Annotated in this window: 20 protein-coding genes and 1 other RNA gene; 11 read left to right on the forward strand and 10 right to left on the reverse strand. The window is 71.3% G+C overall.

Annotated features, from left to right (window positions below; translation table 11 throughout):
* Nucleotides 1-24 precede the first annotated feature (24 nt).
* The 3 genes from GFH29_RS12960 to GFH29_RS12970 all read right to left on the reverse strand — a co-directional run bounded on the left by GFH29_RS12960 (nucleotide 25) and on the right by GFH29_RS12970 (nucleotide 4,320).
* Nucleotides 25-1,362: a glutamine synthetase family protein gene (locus tag GFH29_RS12960; RefSeq protein ID WP_153324249.1), complete on the reverse strand. Its 1,338-nt coding sequence runs from the start codon at nucleotides 1,360-1,362 to the stop codon at nucleotides 25-27.
* Nucleotides 1,363-1,458: 96 nt separating this feature from the next.
* A complete protein-coding gene (locus GFH29_RS12965; protein ID WP_153324250.1) occupies nucleotides 1,459-3,501 on the reverse strand; it encodes an NAD(+) synthase in 2,043 nt (680 codons plus the stop codon).
* 60 nt (nucleotides 3,502-3,561) lie between these two features.
* Nucleotides 3,562-4,320, reverse strand: a complete 759-nt coding sequence (locus GFH29_RS12970) for a class I SAM-dependent methyltransferase (protein ID WP_153324252.1) — start codon at nucleotides 4,318-4,320, stop codon at nucleotides 3,562-3,564.
* A gap of 104 nt (nucleotides 4,321-4,424) precedes the next feature.
* On the opposite strand from GFH29_RS12970, the gene GFH29_RS12975 reads away from it, so the two are divergent.
* From GFH29_RS12975 to GFH29_RS13000, 6 genes are all read left to right on the forward strand, one after another.
* Nucleotides 4,425-4,937, forward strand: coding sequence for a VOC family protein (locus tag GFH29_RS12975; RefSeq protein WP_153324253.1), 513 nt, complete (start codon nucleotides 4,425-4,427; stop codon nucleotides 4,935-4,937).
* Between the two features lie 102 nt (nucleotides 4,938-5,039).
* Complete coding sequence (gene panB / locus GFH29_RS12980; RefSeq protein ID WP_153324255.1) at nucleotides 5,040-5,897, forward strand: 3-methyl-2-oxobutanoate hydroxymethyltransferase; 858 nt, start codon at nucleotides 5,040-5,042, stop codon at nucleotides 5,895-5,897.
* A 185-nt stretch (nucleotides 5,898-6,082) separates the two neighbouring features.
* The gene (locus GFH29_RS12985) at nucleotides 6,083-7,003 is read left to right on the forward strand and encodes an ABC transporter ATP-binding protein (RefSeq protein WP_153324256.1); all 921 of its coding nucleotides are present in this window, start codon (nucleotides 6,083-6,085) and stop codon (nucleotides 7,001-7,003) included.
* Nucleotides 7,000-7,800: an ABC transporter permease gene (locus tag GFH29_RS12990; RefSeq protein ID WP_153324258.1), complete on the forward strand. Its 801-nt coding sequence runs from the start codon at nucleotides 7,000-7,002 to the stop codon at nucleotides 7,798-7,800. The genes GFH29_RS12985 and GFH29_RS12990 overlap by 4 nt, the downstream gene beginning before the upstream one ends.
* Nucleotides 7,801-7,825: 25 nt before the next feature.
* Nucleotides 7,826-8,947: a sensor histidine kinase gene (locus GFH29_RS12995; protein ID WP_153324259.1), complete on the forward strand. Its 1,122-nt coding sequence runs from the start codon at nucleotides 7,826-7,828 to the stop codon at nucleotides 8,945-8,947.
* A complete protein-coding gene (locus tag GFH29_RS13000; protein ID WP_153324261.1) occupies nucleotides 8,944-9,558 on the forward strand; it encodes a response regulator transcription factor in 615 nt (204 codons plus the stop codon). The genes GFH29_RS12995 and GFH29_RS13000 overlap by 4 nt, the downstream gene beginning before the upstream one ends.
* A gap of 68 nt (nucleotides 9,559-9,626) precedes the next feature.
* On the opposite strand, the gene GFH29_RS13005 is transcribed toward GFH29_RS13000, so the two are convergent.
* Nucleotides 9,627-10,010, reverse strand: a complete 384-nt coding sequence (locus GFH29_RS13005) for a DUF6281 family protein (protein ID WP_153324262.1) — start codon at nucleotides 10,008-10,010, stop codon at nucleotides 9,627-9,629.
* Nucleotides 10,011-10,159: 149 nt separating this feature from the next.
* Between GFH29_RS13005 and GFH29_RS13010 the strand changes: the two genes are divergently transcribed.
* Both GFH29_RS13010 and GFH29_RS13015 read left to right on the forward strand, forming a co-directional pair.
* On the forward strand, nucleotides 10,160-11,377 hold the full coding sequence (locus GFH29_RS13010; RefSeq protein ID WP_153324264.1) for a PQQ-dependent sugar dehydrogenase: 1,218 nt from the start codon (nucleotides 10,160-10,162) through the stop codon (nucleotides 11,375-11,377).
* A 25-nt stretch (nucleotides 11,378-11,402) separates the two neighbouring features.
* Nucleotides 11,403-11,816, forward strand: coding sequence for a VOC family protein (locus GFH29_RS13015; RefSeq protein ID WP_153324266.1), 414 nt, complete (start codon nucleotides 11,403-11,405; stop codon nucleotides 11,814-11,816).
* A gap of 13 nt (nucleotides 11,817-11,829) precedes the next feature.
* Here the strand turns inward: GFH29_RS13015 and GFH29_RS13020 are convergent, their stop codons facing one another.
* A complete protein-coding gene (locus GFH29_RS13020) occupies nucleotides 11,830-12,102 on the reverse strand; it encodes a hypothetical protein (RefSeq protein WP_153324268.1) in 273 nt (90 codons plus the stop codon).
* Between the two features lie 3 nt (nucleotides 12,103-12,105).
* Entirely contained in the window at nucleotides 12,106-12,309 is a 204-nt protein-coding gene (locus tag GFH29_RS13025) for a hypothetical protein (protein ID WP_153324270.1), read from the reverse strand.
* A gap of 24 nt (nucleotides 12,310-12,333) precedes the next feature.
* Here GFH29_RS13025 and map point away from each other — a divergent pair, with 24 nt between their 5' ends.
* Nucleotides 12,334-13,182 carry a type I methionyl aminopeptidase gene (map, locus tag GFH29_RS13030; protein ID WP_153324272.1) on the forward strand — a complete coding sequence of 283 codons (849 nt, stop codon included), beginning with the start codon at nucleotides 12,334-12,336 and terminating at the stop codon, nucleotides 13,180-13,182.
* A gap of 150 nt (nucleotides 13,183-13,332) precedes the next feature.
* A complete protein-coding gene (locus tag GFH29_RS13035) occupies nucleotides 13,333-13,875 on the forward strand; it encodes a hypothetical protein (protein ID WP_153324274.1) in 543 nt (180 codons plus the stop codon).
* Nucleotides 13,876-13,890: 15 nt separating this feature from the next.
* Here the strand turns inward: GFH29_RS13035 and GFH29_RS13040 are convergent, their stop codons facing one another.
* Nucleotides 13,891-14,334: a tetratricopeptide repeat protein gene (locus tag GFH29_RS13040; protein WP_228387474.1), complete on the reverse strand. Its 444-nt coding sequence runs from the start codon at nucleotides 14,332-14,334 to the stop codon at nucleotides 13,891-13,893.
* Nucleotides 14,335-14,386: 52 nt separating this feature from the next.
* On the opposite strand from GFH29_RS13040, the gene rnpB reads away from it, so the two are divergent.
* An RNA gene (gene rnpB / locus GFH29_RS13045) (RNase P RNA component class A) lies at nucleotides 14,387-14,797 on the forward strand.
* Between the two features lie 204 nt (nucleotides 14,798-15,001).
* Here the strand turns inward: rnpB and GFH29_RS13050 are convergent.
* The 3 genes from GFH29_RS13050 to GFH29_RS13060 all read right to left on the reverse strand — a co-directional run bounded on the left by GFH29_RS13050 (nucleotide 15,002) and on the right by GFH29_RS13060 (nucleotide 21,850).
* Nucleotides 15,002-20,938, reverse strand: a complete 5,937-nt coding sequence (locus GFH29_RS13050; protein ID WP_153324275.1) for a DUF4011 domain-containing protein — start codon at nucleotides 20,936-20,938, stop codon at nucleotides 15,002-15,004.
* 211 nt (nucleotides 20,939-21,149) lie between these two features.
* Entirely contained in the window at nucleotides 21,150-21,434 is a 285-nt protein-coding gene (locus GFH29_RS13055) for a hypothetical protein (protein WP_153324277.1), read from the reverse strand.
* Nucleotides 21,431-21,850, reverse strand: coding sequence for a hypothetical protein (locus GFH29_RS13060; protein ID WP_153324279.1), 420 nt, complete (start codon nucleotides 21,848-21,850; stop codon nucleotides 21,431-21,433). Before GFH29_RS13060 ends, GFH29_RS13055 begins: the two co-directional genes overlap by 4 nt.
* Nucleotides 21,851-21,868 lie beyond the last annotated feature (18 nt).

Raw genomic sequence — 21,868 nt, forward strand, 5'->3', positions numbered from 1 at the left:
CCCCTGCTTCGACCCGTCGCGCTCTCAGAGCACCGGCAGCATCTGGTCGCGCTCGAAGGCGGAGACCTGGCCGCGGTACTGGTCCCACTCCGCGCGCTTGTTGCGCAGGAAGTAGTCGAAGACGTGCTCGCCCAGGGTCTCGGCCAGCAGCTCGGAGTCCTCCGCGACGTTGATCGCCTCGGACAGGCTGCGCGGCAGCGGCTGGATGCCGAGCGCCTTGCGCTCGCGCCCGCTGAGCGCCCACACGTCGTCCTCGGCCTCGCGGGGCAGCTCGTAGCCGCCCTCGATCCCCTTCATGCCGGCGGCCAGGGTGACCGCGAAGGCGAGGTAGGGGTTGCAGGCGGCGTCGACGGTGCGCAGCTCGACGCGGGTGGACTGGCCCTTCTCGGGCTTGTACATCGGCACCCGGATCATCGCCGAGCGGTTGTTGTGGCCCCAGCAGATGTAGGAGGGGGCCTCGCCGCCGGTCATCATCCGCTTGTAGCTGTTGACCCACTGGTTGGTGACCACGCTGATCTCGCTCGCGTGGCGCAGCACACCGGCGATGAACTGACGCCCGGTCTGGGAGAGCTGATATTGCGCGCCGGCCTCGTAGAAGGCGTTCTGGTCGCCCTCGAACAGCGAGACGTGGGTGTGCATGCCCGACCCGGGGTGGGTGGTGAACGGCTTGGGCATGAACGAGGCCCAGATGCCCTGGTTGAGCGCCACCTCACGGATGACGGTGCGGAAGGTCATGATGTTGTCGGCGGTGCTCAGCGCGTCGGCGTAGCGCAGGTCGATCTCCTGCTGGCCGGGGCCGGCCTCGTGGTGGCTGAACTCCACCGAGATGCCCATCGACTCGAGCATGTGGATCGCCTCGCGGCGGAAGTCCGCACCCATCGACTGCGCGGTGTGGTCGAAGTAGCCGCTGCGGTCGACCGGCTCGGGCTCGGCGCCCGGCACCGGGGTGTCCTTGAAGAGGTAGAACTCGATCTCGGGGTGGGTGTAGAAGGTGAAGCCCTTGTCGGCCGCCTTGCTCAGGGTGCGCTTGAGCACGTGACGCGGGTCGGCGTACGACGGGGAGCCGTCGGGCATCTCGATGTCGCAGAACATCCGCGCGGTGCTGGGCGAGTCACCGCGCCACGGCAGGATCTGGAACGTCGTGGGGTCGGGCTTGGCCAGCATGTCGGCCTCGTGCACCCGCGCGAAGCCCTCGATCGCCGAGCCGTCGAAGCCGATGCCCTCGGAGAAGGCGCCCTCCAGCTCCGCCGGGGCGACCGCGACCGACTTGAGGAAGCCGAGCACGTCGGTGAACCACAGCCGGACGAACCGGACGTCTCGCTCCTCAAGAGCGCGGAGAACGAAGTCTTCCTGCTTGCCCATGACCGCACCCTATCCACGTGTACGGACAGTCGGCGAAGGTGCCCACCTGTGAGCCGGCGCGGCCCGGCCGGTGCCTGGCCGGTGCTCGACGAGCGCTCAGGACGGGGGCACCGACTCCAGGTCGGCCAGCCACGCGGCCGGGCTCGCGTCGGAGGGCATCCGCCAGTCCCCGCGCGGTGACATGGTGCCGCCGGCGCTGACCTTGGGCCCGTTGGGCAGTGCGGAGCGCTTGAACTGGGAGGCGAAGAAGCGCCGGACGAAGACCTCCAGCCAGCGCCGTACCTCCCCCAGGTCGTAGGCCACCCGCTTGTCCTCGGGGAAACCGGGCGGCCACTCCCCCGCGTCGGCGTCGTGCCAGGCGTGCCAGGCCAGGAACGCGACCCGGCTGGGCCGCATGCCGTAGCGCAGCACGTGGAAGAGCGTGAAGTCCTGCAGCGCGTAGGGGCCGACCGTGTCCTCGGTGCTCTGCGGGCGCTCGTCCTCCCGGCTCGGCACCAGCTCCGGGGAGATCTCCTGGTCGAGGATCTCCTGGAGCACCTCGACGGTCTCGGCGTCGAACTGGTCGTGGCCGATCACCCACCGGATCAGGTGCTGGATCAGGGTCTTGGGCACCCCGGCGTTGACGTTGTAGTGCGACATCTGGTCGCCCACGCCGTAGGTGCACCAGCCCAGCGCGAGCTCGGAGAGGTCGCCGGTGCCGAGCACGATGCCGCGGCGCTGGTTGGCCAGGCGGAACAGGTAGTCGGTGCGCAGCCCGGCCTGGACGTTCTCGAAGGTGACGTCGTAGACCTCCTCGCCGCGGGCGAACGGGTGCCCCATGTCATTGAGCATCTGGCGCGCGGCCGGGGTGATGTCGATCGTCTCGTAGGTGGTGCCGAGCGACTTCATCAGGCGTACGGCGTTGGTGCGCGTCACGTCGCTGGTCGCGAACCCGGGCAGCGTGAAGGCCAGGATGTCGCTGCGCGGGCGGCCCAGCCGGTCCATGGCGTTGGCGGCCACGATCAGCGCGTGGGTGGAGTCCAGGCCGCCGGACACCCCGATGACGATCTTCGGGTCGCCGATGGCCCGCAGCCGCTGCTCGAGCCCGGAGACCTGGATGTTGTAGGCCTCGTAGCAGTCCTGGGCGAGTCGCGCGGGGTCGTCGGGCACGAACGGGAAACGGTCCACCCGGCGGCGCAGCCCCACGTCGCCGGTCGGCGGCGAGAGCCGGAACTCGACGCGGCGGAAACCCCGGCCCGTGGAGCGGCCGGCGAGCGAGCGGCGGTTGTCGTCGAAGGTGCCGGTGCGCAGCCGCTCCAGGCGGATCCGGTCCAGGTCGACGTCGACGACGGTGCGCCGCGCGCCGTCGGGGAACCGCTCGGTCTCCCCCAGCAGCTCGCCGTGCTCGTAGACCATCGTCTGGCCATCCCACGACAGGTCGGTGCTGGACTCGCCCTGCCCGGCCGCGGCGTACACGTAGGCGGCGAGGCAGCGTGAGGACGCCGAGCGGACCATCAGCCGGCGGTCCTCGGCGCGGCCGACCGTGATCGGGCTGCCGGAGAGGTTGGCGAGCACGCTGGCCCCGGCGAGCGCGGCCTCCGCGCTGGGCGGGACCGGCACCCACATGTCCTCGCAGACCTCGGCGTGCAGCACCAGCCCGGGCACGTCGACGGCGTCGAAGAGCAGGTCGGACCCGATCGGGACCTCCTCGCCGGCCAGCACGACGGTGCCGGTGACGTCGTCGCCGGGCGCGAACCAGCGGCGCTCGTAGAACTCCCGGTAGGTCGGCAGGTAGGACTTCGGGGCCACGCCCAGGACCCGGCCGCGGTGCACCACGACCGCGGTGTTGAGGACCCGGTTGCCGTGGGCCAGCGGGGCGCCGACGACCAGCACCGGGGTCAGGTCGACCGAGGCGCTGACCAGCTCCTCCAGGGCGCCCTGCACGGCGTCGAGCAGCGGGTCCTGGAGGAACAGGTCGTCGAGGGCGTAGCCGGACAGGCACAGCTCGGGGAAGACCGCCACCGCCACGCCGTCGTCGTGGCAGGCCCGGGCCTGCTCGAGCACGTGCGCGAGGTTGGTCGCGGGGTCGGCGACCCGGACCGGCAGGGTGACGGCGGCGACGCGCGCGAAGCCGTGGGCGTAGGCGGAGTAGAAGTCCACGCGGGTGAGTTTCGCACCCCCGGCCAGTGCCCGACCCCGGGCGACCACCCTGGACGGGACTCAGGCCTGCGCGAGGATCGACCAGGCCGAGGCGAGCACGTGGAAAGGTCCCTCGGGCAGCCGGCGTCGGCACTCCTCGCGCAACCGGTCGGCGGAGTCGCCGCGGCAGCTGGCGACGTGCGCGCCGGCCGGGCCGACCCCCAGCGTGTAGGGCTCCCACCAGTCCTCGAAGGACTCGTGGCGCACCCGGACGGTGAGCCGGTCGGCGGCGGTCACCCGCAGCCCCGCGGCCTCGACCAGGCGGGGCAGGTCGTCCTTGGCGGTGCCCGGCAGCGCGGCCTCGCCGCGCACGTCGGGCTCCAGGGCCCGCACGGCGCTCCAGAACGCCGAGACCGGACCGCTGTCCCCGGCGTGGTCCCACACGCAGGCCGCGAGGGTGCCGCCCGGGCCCGCGACCCGCGCCATCTCCCGCAGCCCGGCGACCGGGTCGGGCAGGAACTGCACCACGAGCTGCGCCAGCACCAGGTCGTACGACGCGTCGTCGAACGGCAGCCGGCTGGCGTCGCCGCGGCGTACGAGCGCCCCCGGACACCGCTCCGCGGTGGCGTCGACGAAGGCGGGCACCGGGTCGACGGCGGCCACGTGGGCGGGACCCAGACGCTGCACGAGCCGCTCGGTCAGGGCCCCGGGGCCGCAGCCGACGTCGAGCGCGCGTTGTCCGGGCTCGGCCCCGCCGGCCTCGACGAACAGCTCGGCGAGCGGTTCGGAGTAGCGGCCCATGAACTGGTTGTAGGCCTGCGCGGACACCTCGAAGGACACACCTGGCTCCCGGGACTCGGCACCTGTGTCGGGCGATGAGTTCGCCTCGTCGATCCAGTCTGACTCCCAGCGCATCCCGGCGCCACCACCCTCCTGGAGGAACGATGTCCGCTCCTGCTTCCCCCACGGCCCCCGCGACCGTCGTCATCAGTCCGTGCCTGTGGTTCGACGACGGCCTGGAGGCGGCGATGGACTTCTACACCGCGGTCTTCCCGAACTCCACGGTCGGCGACGTGCTGCGCCGCTCCGACCCCGACGGCGGTCAGGGCGGCGTGGTCGCCGCCGACTTCACCCTCGGCGGCGTGATGTTCCGCGGCATCAACGGCGGCCCGCAGTTCCGCTTCAGCGAGGCGGTCTCCTTCCAGATCGACTGCGCCGACCAGGCGGAGGTCGACCACTACTGGGAGCGGCTCACCGACGGCGGGGAAGAGTCGATGTGCGGCTGGCTCAAGGACCGCTTCGGCGTCTCCTGGCAGGTCACCCCGCGCCGCCTCTATGAGCTGCTGCGCGACCCGGACCCGGCGCGCGCGTACGCCGCCCAGGAGGCGATGCTGCAGATGCGCCGGATCGTGGTGGCCGATCTCGAGGCCGCCGCGGACGCCGCGGCACCCGCGTGAGGGCCCTCACGGTGATCGCGCCGGTGGGACCGGTCTAGCCTGAGGGCCGTCCGGGGACTCCACGAGGGAGCCTCGAGACGTCACAGGAAACGGAGCTCGACGATGAGCGAAGAGACCGCGCCGTACGGCAGCGGCGCGGCGGCCACCGAGACCGCCGCCACCCCCCGCAAGCGGATCCGCACCCACCACCTGCGCGAGCTCAAGGAGCGCGGCGAGCGCTTCGCGATGCTCACCGCCTACGACCAGTACACCGCCCAGGTCTTCGACGAGGCCGGCATCGAGGTGCTGCTCGTCGGCGACAGCGCCTCCAACAACGTCTTCGGCAACGAGACCTCGCTGCCGGTCACGGTCGACGAGCTGATCCCGCTGACCCGCGCGGTGTCCCGCTCCGCGCGGCGCGCGCTGGTCGTCGGCGACCTGCCGTTCGGGTCCTACCAGGCCTCCCCGGAGCAGGGCTACCTCACCGCGGTGCGGTTCATGAAGGAGGGCGGCGCGCACTGCGTCAAGCTCGAGGGCGGCGCGGAGATGGCCCCGGTCATCACCCGCATGGCCCAGGGCGGCATCCCGGTCATGGCGCACATCGGCTTCACCCCGCAGAGCGAGCACACCCTCGGCGGCTACCGCGTGCAGGGCCGCGGCGAGACCGCCCAGCGCATCCTCGCCGACGCCCGGGCCGTCGAGGCGGCCGGTGCGTTCGCCGTGGTGATGGAGATGGTGCCCGGCGACGTGGCCGCGGAGGTGACCCGCGAGCTGTCGATCCCCACCATCGGCATCGGCGCCGGCAACCAGTGCGACGGCCAGGTGCTGGTGTGGCAGGACGCCTTCGGACTGCGGACCGGCAAGATGCCGCGCTTCGTCAAGCAGTACGCCGACGTGCGCACCGCCCTGCTCGACGGCGCTCGCGCATATGCCGAGGACGTCCGGGCCGGGACGTTCCCCGGGCCCGAGCACACCTTCTGAGCCGCCGCGGGGTGCGCGTAACTCCGCAATTGCGCCGGGAAGCACCTCCTACCCACCGGTAGCAGTACTTTTCCGCGCAATTGCGCGGAAAAGCGCACCCCGCGCACGCACCCATGACATCCGTCATGGCCAGGTCGTGACGTCCGGGCGAGGGCGCCGGGCCGCAGCGGCCCGAGGGTGGAGCCATGACTCCCACCAGCACCCTCACCCGGACCGCCGCAGTCCGCCTCGAGGGCGTCACCAGGTCCTTCGGCGCCGTCGAGGCGGTCCGCGGGATCGACCTCACCCTCCAGCAGGGTGAGGTCGTGGCGTTCCTCGGGCCCAACGGCGCCGGCAAGACCACCACCATCGACATGCTCCTGGGACTCACCCAGCCGACCACCGGGACCGTCCGGGTGCTCGGGCACACGCCGCGCGAGGCGATCGCGCGCGGACTGGTCTCCGCGGTGATGCAGACCGGCGGGCTGCTCAAGGACCTGACCGTGCGCGAGACCGTCGCCTACGTCGCGAGCCTCTTCGCCCGGCCCCGCCCCGTCGAGGAAGTGCTCGCCGACGCCGACATCACCGCGATCGCGGACCGCCTGGTCGCGAAGTGCTCGGGCGGGGAGCAGCAGCGGCTGCGCTTCGCGATGGCGCTGGTGCCCGACCCGGCCCTGCTCCTGCTCGACGAGCCCACCACCGGGATGGACGTCGAGGCCCGGCGTACGTTCTGGGCGGCGATCCGCCGCGACGCCGCCCGCGGGCGCACCGTCCTGTTCGCCACCCACTACCTCGAGGAGGCCGACCAGTACGCCGACCGCATCGTGCTGGTCCGCGAGGGGCGGATCGTGGCCGACGGCAGCGCCGCCGAGATCAAGGCGCGCGCCACCGGCCGGACGGTGCGCGCGACGTTGTCCGCGCCCGATCCCGACGCCCTGCGCACGCTCGGTGCGCTGCCCGGCGTCACCGGCGTCGAGGTCCGCGGGGAGAGCGTGCTCGTGCACACCACCGCCAGCGACACCACCGCGCGCCACCTGCTCACGCACACCGCGGCACGCGACCTGGAGATCACCGCCCACGGACTCGAGGACGCGTTCCTCAGCCTGACCGGGGAGGCGGCCCGATGAGCACGATCGACACCTCCGTCGACATCGCTGTGGACATCTCTGGGCGACGGGTGCCCCGACTGGGCGGGTTCAGCCTCACCGTGCTCCGCATCGAGCTGCGCCGGATGCTGCGCAACCGCAACACCCTGGCGTTCGCGCTGCTGCTCCCCGCGGCGCTGTTCCTGTCCTTCGGCTCCACCGAGGGCTGGGAGGAGAGCGTCGGCAACGGCAACGTCGCGGCGTACATCATGGTCTCGATGGCCCTGTACGGCGCCGCGCTGACCGCCGCGTCCGGCGGCACCACGGTGGCGATGGAGCGCTCCCTGGGCTGGTCGCGCCAGCTCAGGCTGACCCCGCTGCACCCCGGGGTCCACGTGGCCACCAAGGTCGTCCTCGCGCTGGTGCTCGGCGCGGTCGCGATCGTCGTGGTCAACCTCGTCGGCGTCGTGCAGGGCAAGCCCGCGATGCCGCTGCGGATCTGGCTCGCCTGCGCGCTGCTCAGCCTGCTGTGCACGCTGGTGTTCGCCGCGCTCGGCGTCCTCGTCGGGTTCCTGGTCCCCGGGGAGAACGCCATGCAGATCCTCGGCCCCGGCCTGGCGGTCCTCTCCTTCCTGGGCAACGTCTTCATCCCGATCGAGGAGGGCACCACCGTCTACGCCGTGGCCCAGTGGACGCCGATGTTCGGGGTCGCCGAGATCAGCCGCTACCCCCTCACCGACGACCTGGCCTGGACGGCGGTGCTCAACGCCGCGGTCTGGCTGCTGCTCCTCGTCACCGGCGCCGCCTGGCGGATGAGCCGGGACACCGCCCGGGTCTGAGCCCGCCGTGACTACGCTCGCCCCCGTGCCCCTGACCGAGCCGCGCCGGCCCGCCCTGCTGGACCACCTCGGTCCGGTCTTCGCCGCCCTGTGGCTGTTCTTCCTGCTCGACCCGCTGCTCGAGGCCTGGTCGCAGCGCGACGAGGCGGCCGGCCTCGTGGGGCTGCTCGCGACGATCGTGTTCGCCGCCGCCTACATGACCCTGTGGCTGCGGGTGCGCACCGAGCCGCACCGCTTGGTCGAGAACCCCCCGGCACGGGAGGCGGCGGCGTACCTCGTCGTCCTCGTGGGCCTCGCCGTCGTCATGCTCGTGTGCCTGGGCGAGCCGGGCATGTCGGCAACCGTCTACCTCGGCGTGGTGGCCGTGATGGTCCTGCCGCTGCGGGCCGCGGCAGCGCTGGTCACCCTGCTGGTCGTGGGTGCCGTGTCGGTCGGGACGCTCGCGGGCTGGGGCAGCCAGGCAGGCATCATGTTCGCGATCGTCTCGACGGCCCTGGCGATCCTCGGGATGCGGGCGGTGCTGCGCAGCAACCAGGCCCTGGTGCAGGCGGAGCAGGAGAACGCCCGGCTCGCGGCCGATCACGAGCGCAACCGCCTGGCCCGCGACCTGCACGACATCCTGGGGCACTCCCTGACCGTCATCACCGTCAAGGCCGAGCTGGCCCAGCGGCTGCTGGACCTCGACGTCGACCGGGCCCGCACCGAGCTCGCCGACCTCGAGCGCCTCAGCCGCGACGCGCTCGCCGACGTACGCCGCGCGGTCGAGGGCTACCGCGAGCTCACGCTGCCCGGCGAGCTGACCCGGGCGCGCGCGGCGCTGGCCGCCGCCGAGATCGAGGCCCGGGTGCCGGGCTCGGCCGAGGAGGTGCCCAGCGAGCTGCGCGAGCTCTTCGCCTGGGCGGTGCGCGAGGGCGTCACCAACGTGATCCGGCACTCCGGGGCCCGCACCTGCGAGGTGGCCCTCTCCCCCACCTGCGTGGAGGTGCGCGACGACGGGGCCGGGCCTGCGGCCGCGTCCCCGGCCGGGCTCACCGTGTCCGACGGCACCGGCCTCGCCGGCCTGCGCGAGCGGGCGGCCGCCGTCGGCGCCACCGTGCGGGTCCGCGCCTTGGAGCCGGGGTTCTGCCTGCAGGTGGCCCGACCGTGAGCGGGAGCATCCGGCTGCTGCTCGCCGACGACCAGGCGCTGGTGCGCGGCGCCCTCGCCGCGCTGCTCGGCCTGGAGCCCGACCTCGAGGTGGTCGCCGAGGTCGGCTCCGGCGATGCGGTGCTGGCCGCCGTGCTCGAGCACCGCCCCGACGTCGCGCTGCTCGACGTGGAGATGCCGGGGCTCGACGGGATCGCCGCGACCGCCGAGGTACGCCGGGCCGCGCCGGACACCCGGGTGCTGATCGTGACCACCTTCGGGCGGCCGGGCTACCTGCGCCGGGCGCTGCAGGCCGGCGCCGCCGGCTTCGTCGTGAAGGACACCCCGGCGGCCCGCCTCGCCGACGCCGTACGCCGGGTGCACGCCGGCCTGCGCGCCGTCGACCCGGTGCTGGCCGCCGACACCCTCGTGGCCGGGGACTCCCCGCTCACGCCGCGCGAGAGCGACGTCCTGCGCGCCGCCCGCGACGGCGCCTCGGTGGCCGTGATCGCCGCCCGGCTGTTCCTCTCCGAGGGCACTGTCCGCAACCACCTCTCCGCGGCGATCGGCAAGACCGGCGCCACCAACCGGGCCGAGGCGGTGCTGACCGCCGACGGGCACGGGTGGCTCTGACTGGGTGTGCCCTCGTGAGCGCCGCGGGCGCGGTGGTGCTGTCTCCCGCAGCCGATGAACGGTCGTTCTCAATCGCGGCGAAGGTCCCGATAGATGCGCTCGCGTTCGGTATCGGGGACGGAGTCGGCAACGAAGACCGCGAAGGAGTTCTTGTCGAGGCGGACGCCCACGACATCTTCGGGCGGGTACCCACGAAACGCCCACGTGGTGACCTGCTGTGGGTGCTCACCGAACACGGAGCCAGCGGCGTCCTCGCCCACGTCGTCGCAGTCCGCCTGGTCGGCAACAGAGTGTCTGCTGGCTTTCCGCTCGGTGTAGCCGTGAGAGGTGTAGACGATGCCGTCAGCCCTCACCTGGGCGGAGCAGTCACCGGAGGTCTGGGACCCGCCCGCCGAGCAACCGGACACGGCGAAGGCGAGCGTCAGCGGGACGGCTACGACGGCGATCCTCATGGTCTCACTCTCCTCCCAGGTGCCTTCGACGCGCTGATTGCCCTCGTGGTTCCCCAGCGCACGCATCAAGCCGCGCCGCGGATAGCTGCTGCTGTCTGCGCTCGTGCCGGACCCGGGTGTCGACCGCGGACGTCGGGATACCTTTCCCCATGCGTCGGCCCGCCCTCGTCTCGATCCCGTCCGCGCTCCTGCTCGGCCTCGGTCTGCTCGCGCCGGCCTCGGCCGGCGTCGCCCCGGTCCCCGGGCTCGAGGAGACGCCCCGCGCCGCGACCAGCGCCGCGACCGCTCCCGCGCCGGCCCCGGCCGCCCGCAAGGCCCCGGCCCTGCGGGTGCGCACCGTCGTCGGCGGCCTGGACATCCCCTGGGACGTCCAGCCGATCGGGCGCGGGCGGCTGCTGGTCACCGAGCGCAACACCGCCCGCCTCTGGGTCGTCTCCGACGGCGCCAAGCGGCGGGTCCGGTTCCCCAGCGGCCAGGTGTGGCGCTCCGGTGAGACCGGCCTGATGTCGCTGGAGGTCGACCCCGGCTTCGCCGACAACCGCCGCTTCTACACCTGCCAGGGCGACCGGCCCGCGGGCGGGCGCCCCGAGGTCGACGTCGTCGCCTGGCGTCTGGGCCCCGGCGCCCACCGGGCGACCCGGGTGCGCACGCTGCTGTCCGGGATGCCGGCCACCGCGGACGGTCGTCACGGCGGCTGCCGGCTGCTGGTGCTGCGCGACGGCTCGCTGCTCGTCGGCACCGGGGACGGCACCGTCGGGAGCAACCCCCGCGACCTCGCGTCGTACGGCGGCAAGACGCTGCGCCTGCTGCGCACCGGCGCCCCGTGGCCCGGCAACCCGTTCGTGAGGGCGAAGAAGAAGGCCAAGCGCTACGTGTTCACCTACGGCCACCGCAACGTGCAGGGTCTCGCCCAGCGCCGCGACGGCACCCTGTGGTCGGTCGAGCACGGCAGCTACCGCGACGACGAGGTGAACCGTCTGGTCAAGGGCGGGGACTACGGGTGGAACCCGGTGCCCGGCTACAACCAGTCGGTGCCGATGACCGACCAGTCCCTGCCCGGTCGTCAGCGCGCCGCCCGTTGGCGCTCGGGACCCTCGACGATCGCGACCAGCGGCGCCGCGTTCGTCCCGGCCCGCGGCTGGGGCGCCTACGCCGGCAATCTCGCCGTCGCCGCGCTGGCCGGCGAGCGCGTCGTCTTCCTCCGCTTTGACCGCAGCGGCAAGCTGGTGCGCACCCGGACCCCGCAGGAGCTGCGTCGCTACGGCCGGCTGCGCTCGGTCACCGTCGCACCCGGCGGCTCGCTGCTGATCACCACCTCCAACGGCGGCAACGACAAGGTGCTGCGGGTCTCGCCGCGCCGGCGCTGAGGATCGAGACCAGCGAGGAGGAGCGATGGCGGACGTCCCGCACCTGCTGCACACCGTGCTCGACACCACCGACGTACGCGGGCTGGCGGAGTTCTACCGCGAGCTGCTCGGCCTGCGCTACCGCGCCGGGGACGAGCCGCCGACCGACGGATCCCCCACCGACCCGGACTGGCTGGTGCTGGTCGACGAGCACGACGTACGCCGGCTGGCCTTCCAGCAGGTGCCGCGCCTGGAGCCGACGACCTGGCCGAGCCACGACGTACCCATGCAGCTGCACCTGGACCTGACCGTCCCCGACCTCGACGCCCTCGGACGCCACCGCGCCCGGGCGGAGTCCCTCGGCGCGCGGCTGCTGCTGGACCGCACCGACGACCCCGAGGAGCCGCTGGTGGTGCTGGCCGACCCGTCCGGGCACCCGTTCTGCCTGTTCGTGGCCTGAGCCGACGGCTCGCTCAGGCGTTCCAGTCGAGCAGCACGTCCCCGGCCAGCACCAGGGCGTACCAGCCCACGACCGCGACCACCGCCAGCACCACGACTCCGCGCGGGCGCGCGGTCCACCAGCGGCAGGCGGTCACGAACAGGGCCAGCCAGACCGCCAGGAGCAGCACGACTCCCCACCACGGGGCGACCAGGCCGCTGGCGGCGTAGAGGAAGAAGGCGGCCGCCATCCCGGACATGCCGACGAAGGGCCACGGGGAGACCGCGCGCGAGGCGGGCGGGGCCATGCCTCAGGTCTCGTCGGTGTCGGGCCCCGCGTCGTCGTTCCAGTCGGGGTCGTTGTCCCAGGAGTCGTTGCGCTCCTCGACCCGCTGCAGGGCCTGCGAGGCCTCGGCGGCGGAGGCGTAGGGCCCCAGCCGGTCGGCGTTGCGGCACCCGTCACGTCCCTCGACCGTGCGGTGCTTGAGGCAGAACCAGAACTCACCGTCGCTCATGGCCAGAACCTACACTCACCGACCGTGACTCCTGTGGCCCCTGCGACCGTCTCCCCCCGCCGACCCGTGCCCGCCCACATCCCGCGGCCCGAGTACGTCGACCAGCCCGCCCCCGCGGCGTACACCGGCGGCGAGGTCAAGGACGCCGACACCATCGAGCGGATGCGTCGCGCGGGACGCCTCGCCGCGCAGGCCCGCGAGCTGGTCGGCTCCCACGTGCGGCCCGGGGTCACCACCGACGAGCTGGACCGGATCGGCCACGAGTTCCTCTGCGACCACGGCGCCTACCCCTCCACGCTGGGCTACCGCGGGTTCCCCAAGTCGCTGTGCGCCAGCGTCAACGAGGTCGTGTGCCATGGCATCCCCGACAGCCGGGTGATCGAGGACGGCGACATCGTCAACATCGACATCACCGCGTTCCTCGACGGCGTGCACGGCGACACCAACGCCACCTTCCTCGCCGGGGACGTCGACGAGGAGAGCCGGCTGCTCGTCGAGCGCACCCGCGAGGCGCTGCGCCGCGGCATCAACGCGGTGCGCCCGGGCCGGCGCATCGACGTGATCGGCCGGGTGATCGAGTCCTACGCGAAGCGCTTCGGCTATGGCGTGGTCCGCGAGTTCACCGGGCACGGCATCGGCACCGCGTTCCACTCCGGCCTGATCGTCCCGCACTACGACGAGTCCGGCTACGACGACCTGATCGAGGTCGGCATGACCTTCACCATCGAGCCGATGCTCAACCTCGGCACCCACGAGTGGGAGATGTGGGACGACGGCTGGACCGTCGTCACCCAGGACCGCCGCCGCAGCGCGCAGTTCGAGCACACCCTGCTCGTCACCCCCGAGGGCGCCGAGGTGCTCACGGAGGTGTGAGCGCGCCGCCCGCCCGGCTGTAACGCGGGGTTATTGACGCTCCACACGCGTCCTGCGGTTGCGGAAGCGTCAACACCGCGTGCGAAGACGTCGTACGACGCGCCGCGCGCCACCCTTCGCCCAGGCCGCCCACCGTGGGAGGGTCCGGCCATGAAGACACGGGGGACGGCACTGGCCGGCGTACTGCTCACCACGATCACGACCGCCGGGCTCGGCGTCGCCACGGCTCCCAGCGCCCATGCGGCCCGCGAGGTGGTGGTCGACGAGGCCGGGGACACCACGAAGAACCGCCTCGACATCACCCACGTCACCCTGCGCAACAACGACCGCCGCATCGTCGCGCGGGTGGAGTTCGCCCGCGAGGTGGCCGGCGACCTGATCGTCAGCGTCGACCCCCGCCGGGACACCGGGATCCGCCTGATCGCGGAGCGCAAGCGCGACGGCTCGGTGCGCTCCTCGGTGCTGCCGGGGGCCTTCACCGACCGCGAGGGCGATGACGCCACCGAGCCGACCTGCACCGACCTGAAGGTGCGCTGGCGCGGGACGGTGGCCCGGCTGGCGCTGCCGTCGCGCTGCCTGCACGACGGCGACTACGGCGCGCTCCGGTTCAGCGTGCTCACCGAGAACGGTGGCGACTCCGACTACGCCCCTGAGACCGAGACCGGTGCGACCGGCTGGGTCGCCCGCGGCTGAGCCGGTACGCCGGCCTCAGGCCAGGTCGTCGTACGAGCGCTCGCCGATCTCGGCGAGACGCCGCTCCACCCGCAGCACCGCGGTCTCGTGCTCGGGCTCGCCGCTCATCGCGGCCGCGAGGCGCAGGTGCGGCAGCGCCTCGGCGAAGCGCGACTGACGCTCCAACGCTCGACCCAGCGCGTGGCGCGCCCAGTCGTCGTCGGGGTTGTCGGCGACCAGGGACTTGAGCTCCTCCTCGGCACGCCCGAGCTGGGCGCGGATCAGGAAGGCCCACGCCCGCAGCGAGCGCAGCCCGGTGTTGGTGGGCTCCTCGGCCAAGGCCGGCTCGATCACCTCGAGGGCCTCCACCGGCGCGCGGCGCGACAGCAGGTCGTGGGCGGTGCTGTACGCCGCCTCGTGGCCGCGCTGGCCCGGGAACACCACCGGCGGGGCCTGGAGCTCCTCGAACGACTCGTCCATGCGACCAACCTAGACGGGTGTGATCGTGGATGTGAGAGGCTGTGCCCGCGGATGGGCTGGCCGGGCGACCGCGCCGTACTCCTCGGAGTACGTCGAGGAAGGTCCGGGCTCCACAGGGCAGGGTGGTGGGTAACGCCCACCCGGGGTGACCCGCGGGACAGTGCCACAGAGAACAGACCGCCTCCGGGCTCGGGCAACCGGGCCGGGGGGTAAGGGTGAAACGGTGGTGCAAGAGACCACCAGCGGCTCGGGCGACCGAGCTGGCTAGGTAAACCCCACCCGGAGCAAGGTCAAGAAGCCGCGGTTTCGCACCGCGGTGCGCGTGCGTTCGAGGGCGGCCCGCCCGAGCACGCGGGTAGATCGCTGGAGGCTGTCGGCAACGGCAGTCGTAGATGGATGGTCGCCACCCGGACGCCCGCAAGGGCCCCGGGGACAGAACCCGGCCTACAGGTCAGCCCGTCCGCACAACAACCTGGGCCCCAGTGTCCGAGACCGATGACGTCACCGCTCGCACTTGGCTGCCGTCTAGGGGACGTCGCGACCGGGCGCGACCAGGCAGGATCGCACGCTCTCGGTCGCGCAGGGAGCCGGCCCGGTCGGACGAACGATCCGACCGATCCGACCGAGCCGACTCGGGCCGATCCCAGGACGGGGCGGCCGCGGGGCGCTACCCGCCTGCCCGGATCAGGTCAGCGTTGTCCCGGACCAACAGCTGGTCCCGCAGCGCCATCTCGAGAGTCGATCGGAGCAGCGCGACGGCTGGCGCAGTCCGCCGCTTCCAGCCGAACTGGGCGAGCGTCTCGACGTAAAGATCGTCCTCGGTGATTCCCCAGGCCGCCCGGCTGATCGCGACCATAGCATTCACGACCTCCAGAGGATGGATCTCATCCAGCACGCGCGGATCGTCACTGCCCGCCGTCCGGAAGCCCGCGAAGGTGCTCAGGTCGGCCGGGGCACTCCACGCGAACCCGAAACTGTCCCGCTGCGCTGCAGGTACCAGTCTGCTGATCGCTTCGATCCGTGCCGCAGACACGCGGGACAGGCCGAATGCGGTCGCCGTCAACTTGCCCAACCGGGGAAGTCGGACCGGGGACTCCTCCTCCAGGATCGACGCGATCACATTACTGACGTAGGTCCGCGCGCGCGGATCGTCGAGGTTGTCGAGCCAGCTGACGTCTCCGGCCTGCCTCGGGGTCCAGCGACGGTATGGCGTGGCTCCGTCCAAGGTGTCCGTCATCGCAGTGATACGCGGCTTCGCCGTGACGGTAGATGCTGCGTACGGCGGGCTCGCAGTCCCGCCAGCTGCGGAAGGAACCGAAACTGTGCCGGGCGCCGAAGCCGCGGCTGGCAATGTCACAACGGGGTCCGGAGCGGGGGTTGGATCTGGGACCAGCGCTGGCGTCGCCTCTCCGGCACCTACGCGCCGGACGGCGTCGACGAGTCTGTCGAGCACTGCCTCCCGGTCGCGCAGCCATTCGGGAAGCCAGACCCGCTCAACGCTTTGCCACCGCATCATCTTTCCGAGCACCGCGACCGGGAGCCCGTCTCGGTCGCCGACCGTCCTTCGCCGAGCCCAGCCCTCGCCATCGAGCAGCACAGCGACCGCCGGCTGGTCCGGCGTGGCGGCGGAAGCCAGCGCCAAGTCGATCTTGAAGTCGGAGAGCCCCAGGTCCGTGCTGACGGCCAGCCCTCGACTGCGCAGCGCGGTGGCGAGTTCGTCGCGGTGCCGGTCCACGACCGCTCGCGAGGAGGTGCTGGCAAGGGCCTCGGTCCCTCGTTGTGCCAGTTCGAGGTAGTTCTTCAGGTGCTTGATGCCGAGATGCTTCGTGTCGTCAGCGCGCAAGTCCGACGGGTCGAACGAGCAGTAGATGATCACCTGCTGCCGAGCTCGGGTGACAGCCACGTTGAGACGGCGCTCGCCCCGCTCGAGGCCGAGAGGCCCGAAGTTGAGAGGCAGGACACCCTTCTCGTTCTTGCTGAAGGCGACAGAGAAGAGAATCACGTCCCGCTCATCGCCTTGGACGTTCTCGAGGTTCTTGACGAAGAGGCCCTCGCCGTTGGTGGTGTCCAAGGCTTCGATGATGCGCTCGTCGCTCCCGTCACGAAGCAGGGTCTCGATGAGGGTCCGCTGCTGCGCGTTGAAGGTCACGACGCCGATCGACGGCAGGCGTTCAGGCGACAGGGCGAATCGTCGCCGGATCTCCTCGACGATCGCCGCCGCCTCCTTCGGGTTGGTGCGCAACGACTTTCCTCTTCCGCTACGGAGGAACGTGCCGCCGTCCACTCGGACGAAGCTCAGCCCCGCCGTCGGACGACCATGCGCGTCCAACACCGGCGGCGGCGTCGGGAAAGACGACAGCTTGCTGTCGTAGTAGTGCTCGTTGCTGAAGGCGATGAGTGCCTCGTCACGGCTGCGGTAGTGCCACGTCAACGAGCGAGCAACGAGTCCTGTGTTACGCGCCTCGTCCAGAATGCTCTCGTCGTCAGGAGCGAGCTGGTATCCGTCGAGCTGCTGGGCGACATCCTGTTCTTCAACCAGCGACTCCGCGACGGAGGTCGGGGGCATCTGCTTGCTGTCTCCCACGACCACCACGGCTTGAGCACGCCCGATCGCACCGACTGCGTCAGCGACGCGAATCTGAGACGCCTCGTCGAAGACGACGAGGTCGAACGACTGCGCGCCGACAGGGAAGAACCTTGCCACCGAGTCCGGGCTGACCAACACGCACGGAAGCAGCTGGGTGATCAGGTCGCCGTACTTGTCCAGGAGCGCCCGGACCTTCATCCCGCCGCGCTGCCGACCGAGCTGTCTGCGTAGATCGCTGATCTGTCCCCGCTCGGCGTTCGCTGAGAACGGTCGCGCCGCAACGATCTGCTGAGGGATAACGGTCCGAAGGTGGTCCCGGACCGAAGCAGAGGACACCGCGAAGCGCGCGACCGACATGTTGTGGGCGCCTGCGTCGAACACGTCCAACCCGGTCGCACTTCGCCGCTCGAGCAAGGCCGTCTCCGCGATCCCGCGCTCGAGAGCTCTGGCTGCCAGGTCTGCCGAGACTACGCCCTCTCGAAGATGTGCAGCCGCCTCCGTCAGGCCGACCGCATGCAGCGGTTCTAGCGCCTTCAGGTGTTCGACCCACCTGGTGAGCGCCACGCTGTGCTCGGTGCCGGACTCACGCGCCGCAGTGCCTTGCAACCAGGTGCGCAGCAGCGGTGCTCCATTCAGCCAGCTGGCGAGGTCGGCACCGGGTGCCGAGCGGCGGAGGAGGTCGAGCGCTAGCACGAGCTCGGCCACGTCTTCCTGGGTGGCCGTCGCGACCGTCACGTCGGCTTTGATGAACGAGCGCAAGGCTTCGGCAAACGGGTCTCTCGCGACCTTGTCCGGGTCGATCGCGCTCGCCACCGAGATCAGCCACTCCATCTGGCCTTGAAGTTGCTCCATCGTGGTCGGGTCCCACGGGTTCCAGCGCACCGGCGCGCGCAACCCGGGCAAAGCATGGACGTCAGGCGACAGCTGGGCGGACCGGTTGCGGGTCTCGAGCAGCGCCTCGACCAACGGCAGAGCCTCCTTGCGTTTCGGCGCCGCCGACAGGTGCGGTGTGAGCGGAGCCAGAGCTGCAGCGAGCCGCTTGCTCCGCCCGAAGAACCCCGATTCCACGGCGGCTGCGACCTCGGCCCGGAGGTCCTCCAGCGGCAGGTCGAGCGCTTGCGGATTCGCCCGGTCCAGGCCGGGGTGGGACGCCGCCGTGAACGACGCGAGCAACTGCTCGTACCGGGCCCGACGTTCCGCCCAGGACCGGGTCCGGACCTCGTCGAGGTCATGCAGGCCGACAGCGGGACCGGTGATCACCAGGTGCAGGACCTGGAGATCAGCGGAGGACGACGCGGCGTTCAGGACGCCACCGAGAACACCCGGCGTCTCGGCAAGACGCTGCGAGGTCGCATCGGCACGGCGTACTGCTGCCTTGAGGTCGTCCACCACAACACCGGGGCGCTGGACGAACCCCCACGGGTGGTGCGGGCGGGGACCAGCCAGATCCGCGGTCTCGTTGAACCGGCCAAGGCGATGCCTCAGGTCAGCAGCAACCTCTCCGGTCAGTCGTGCGAGCGCTTCGGTCGGGACGGGAAGCGCTGGCGTCTCCTCCCCCAGCGCCAGCGCCTGCGTTCGAGCGGAGTAGTACGACAGACCGGAGGGGTTCGTCTCGTGCAGGCGCTTGGCGTAGAGATCCAAGGCACGTGCCGAGGTCTGAAGGTCCTGACGCTGAACGTTGAATCCCTGCTCGTCCGTGACCGGGGCGAGGTCGAGCGCCTGCAAGATCTGGGCACGGACAGCGGCCGGCTTGCTGGACTTGTCATGCAGGTCCAGACAGAACGGGCTGAGCCCGATCGAAGCAAGGCGGGCGCTCACGACGTCGAGGGCCGCGCGCTTTTCCGCGACGAACAGCACGCGCTTCCCGTCAGCGATCGTTCGCGCGAGCATGTTGGTGATCGTCTGCGACTTGCCGGTGCCCGGAGGTCCCTCGAGGACGAAGGTCTTTCCCGCGACGGCAGCGGCGATCGCCTCGAGCTGCGAGCTGTCGGCCGGGATCGGGCAGGTTGCGTCCAGCTCGTCGAGGTCACCGAGATTCCGGACAGCGGCAGGGTCGCGGTAGGCCGTCCCAGGGGTCTCGATCATGTGCCTGACCAGCGGAGCCTCGGCCAGCTGTTCCCAGCTCTCGTCGAGGTCCTTCCACAGCCGGAACTTGGCGAACTGCAAGATCGCGAGGTCCGCCGTCTCGTCGACGTGGAATCCGAGTCCGTTCTCGGCGATCGCCTTTCGCACGGCGTCGAAGGTGGCAGCCAGGTCGATCCCGTGCTCGTCCTCAATCGGATTCTCGAGGCCGGGAATGGACAGCTTCTCCTCCTGCCTCAACTTCTCGATCAGACAGAAGTTCGGCGTGCTCGCACCGGCCTCGTCCAGGATCAGCTGGTAGTGCCCCGCACGCCGGCCGGCGACCAGAGTCACCGGCACCAGGATGAGCGGCGACCTTACAGAACGGCGTACCCCACCCTGCTTGGGAGCTATGGACCAGTTCAGCGAGCCGAGCGCCAGATAGAGGTTGTTGGCGCCGGTCTCCTCGACGATGGTCTTCGCCTTGTACGCCAAGCCCCGGAACCGTGCCAGGTAGCCATCGCTGCTGACCGGAGTGAACAACTGTCCCTTGGCGAGGAATTCGTGTAGCTGGTCCTGCGGCAGGTGCGCCCCGAACTGGACACCCCGGGCCTTCTGGATGTGGTCATGGCCATCCGACGGCAGCAGCGTGACCGGCTTGCCGGCGTTGAGCAGGTCTTCGACGTGAGGCAGCGCGCCGTCCGGTACCGCGAGCGCGACAGTGCCTGTCTCCGTGAAGTTGATCAGCTTGTTGCGCAGGCTGAGGTCGAGCAGGTTGTTCTTCCACCGCTGGACCCGGGGCGGGATCGCGCGGCCGCGCGCATCGATGCCTGCTTGGTCCTCTGGTTGCGCGCCCTCCGATACGAAGTGCTGTCCGGAATGCATCTCCGAGCGATACTCGACGACCTCGACGACGCCGTCGGCGCGGTGACGGGTGGCCGGAAGCGGAAGGATCCTGCTCTTCCGACAGGCGTAGACATCCACGACGCCATCGACCTGGGACAGGTCGCCGGACAGGTAGGTGATGACCGCCTTGCGGTGGTCTTCGTGGTCGAAAGAGGCACTGGTCTCACCGCCGGCGACGCGAGTCGTCTCCAGGATCCGCATCGAGCCGATATCGATCAGGTTCTTCAATCCCGAAACATCGACGGTGGCGGGCATCCCGATGTTCATGGGCCTGAAGTCATCGAGCGCGCTGCGCCAGACCCCGAGGAACGCATGCCCCCGGAGCAGCCAGAGGGTGCTGTTGATGCCGACGGACTCAAGCGCGGCCGCGAGGACGACGGTGGTGTCGAGGCACGTGCCGGCCCGCCCGACGAGGACCTCCTCCGGGGTGCGGATCTTCTGCTCGTGTGACCAACTCGCGGGCGGGTTGCTGTACGCGATCCCTCGACCCCGCGCGGCGTCCCAGATCGCCTCGACGATCTCGTCGACCCGCTTCTCCCCAGCCTGGTAGCCCTGGGTCGCCGAGCTGCCAGTACGTTCCTCCAGCAAGACCCGCGCCTCGGCGACGAGCGCGGTGACAGCAGGGTCGTTCGGCATGACATAGGAGCCCAAGAGCTCGTGGGTGAGTTCCGGCTGATCCTCGACGTAGCGCCACGAGCGCGGACTGACGACGTCGATCGACTGCGTGACCTCGCCGAGGGTCTGCCCCTCGCAGTCGACCTTGACGGTCACCTCCCCGACGCGGTCTTCCTCGACGGCCCACATCGCAGCCGCTTCGAGGCTCACCGACGGCGCAAAGGACCCCGCCCCGTCGACGACAGCAAGCTCTACCTCGTAGGGGCGGCTGAGCAGGGCGCCGCGGTCGGTCAGCGTGATGGACACCGAGACGGTGTCGAGGTCGTCGGGCAACCCGGAGACCTTGACACCCTTCACGAAGTCCACGGAGTTGTGCGCCATCGCGAAGCTCACGAACTCCCACGTCCGGACGTCGATGCGGACCTGACCTGCCACGAGCTGCCTCCACGGGTGCGACGGCCCCCGGTCGACGGCCGGAGAACAGGCTTACACAGGCAGCCCCACGGCAGAGGACGTTTCGTCGCGTCGATCCTGAGAGGCGGGCCATATCGACGGGGGGTGGACCCAAGGCGTTGCCCGGGCGTTCCTCGGCGACGGGGACCACGCCGAGAGCAGCTCTGACCGGTCTCGACCCCCGCCATCCCGGCTAGCGTGGGCATCTCCGGAGGTGAGCGGCCGCCTCGCGGCGTACGTTCAGCAGCGTCAGCAGCCCGCCGATCGCGGGCACCAGAGCTCCGGCTCGGGTGCGTCCGGCCAGGCCACGGCCCAGCAGCGCGGTCGTCGCGACGGCCAGGTACGTCGCCCCGTGCGCGGGACCCAGGACGCTGGTGACCGCGTCGTCGTGGACGGTGGCGAGGTTGCCCAGCAGGACGGCCACGGTGACCAGCTCCAGCACGGAGAGCACCGCGAGCGCGCGCAGGAGCGGGCTCACCCGTTGCTCGATCCCGGGCGGGTGATCATCAGGACCACCACCAGGCTCCACAGCAGATTGAAGACGCCCGCCTGGATCCCGAGCGTCCGCAGCCCGGTGGCGGCGCCGTCGCCCTGAAGCGCCTCGCGCTGACGGGGCACGATCTGCAGGGCCAGCAGCCCGCCCGCGATCGCGGTGAGCACCATCGCGACGACCACCCAGACCTCCGTCGTCCGCCCCTGTACGGCGGCCAGGGCGAGGCCGACCAGGGGTACGGCGAGCGCCCACCCGCCGTACGCGCGGGTGACGCGGTGCAGCACGCCGGCGACATCCGGGTCGGCGCCGGCGTAGCGCGGGAAGAGGCTGCTGGTGACGGCGACCGGGCCGACGAAGAGGATGCCCGCCAGGACATGGACGGACAACAAGAGAGACTCCATACCTTCAGTCTAACTGAA

Source organism: Nocardioides sp. dk884, from assembly GCF_009557055.1.
Classification (GTDB): Bacteria; Actinomycetota; Actinomycetes; order Propionibacteriales; family Nocardioidaceae; genus Nocardioides.

Coding starts and splice junctions, on each gene's coding strand:
- GFH29_RS13010 (WP_153324264.1), top strand. CDS start 10,160: ATGCGTCGGCCCGCCCTCGTCTCGATCCCGTCCGCGCTCCTGCTCGGC.
- GFH29_RS12960 (WP_153324249.1), bottom strand. CDS start 1,362: ATGGGCAAGCAGGAAGACTTCGTTCTCCGCGCTCTTGAGGAGCGAGAC.
- GFH29_RS13020 (WP_153324268.1), bottom strand. CDS start 12,102: ATGGCCCCGCCCGCCTCGCGCGCGGTCTCCCCGTGGCCCTTCGTCGGC.
- GFH29_RS13040 (WP_228387474.1), bottom strand. CDS start 14,334: ATGGACGAGTCGTTCGAGGAGCTCCAGGCCCCGCCGGTGGTGTTCCCG.
- panB (WP_153324255.1), top strand. CDS start 5,040: ATGAGCGAAGAGACCGCGCCGTACGGCAGCGGCGCGGCGGCCACCGAG.
- GFH29_RS13005 (WP_153324262.1), bottom strand. CDS start 10,010: ATGAGGATCGCCGTCGTAGCCGTCCCGCTGACGCTCGCCTTCGCCGTG.
- GFH29_RS13025 (WP_153324270.1), bottom strand. CDS start 12,309: ATGAGCGACGGTGAGTTCTGGTTCTGCCTCAAGCACCGCACGGTCGAG.
- GFH29_RS13060 (WP_153324279.1), bottom strand. CDS start 21,850: ATGGAGTCTCTCTTGTTGTCCGTCCATGTCCTGGCGGGCATCCTCTTC.
- GFH29_RS12975 (WP_153324253.1), top strand. CDS start 4,425: ATGTCCGCTCCTGCTTCCCCCACGGCCCCCGCGACCGTCGTCATCAGT.
- GFH29_RS13015 (WP_153324266.1), top strand. CDS start 11,403: ATGGCGGACGTCCCGCACCTGCTGCACACCGTGCTCGACACCACCGAC.
- GFH29_RS13035 (WP_153324274.1), top strand. CDS start 13,333: ATGAAGACACGGGGGACGGCACTGGCCGGCGTACTGCTCACCACGATC.
- GFH29_RS12990 (WP_153324258.1), top strand. CDS start 7,000: ATGAGCACGATCGACACCTCCGTCGACATCGCTGTGGACATCTCTGGG.
- GFH29_RS12985 (WP_153324256.1), top strand. CDS start 6,083: ATGACTCCCACCAGCACCCTCACCCGGACCGCCGCAGTCCGCCTCGAG.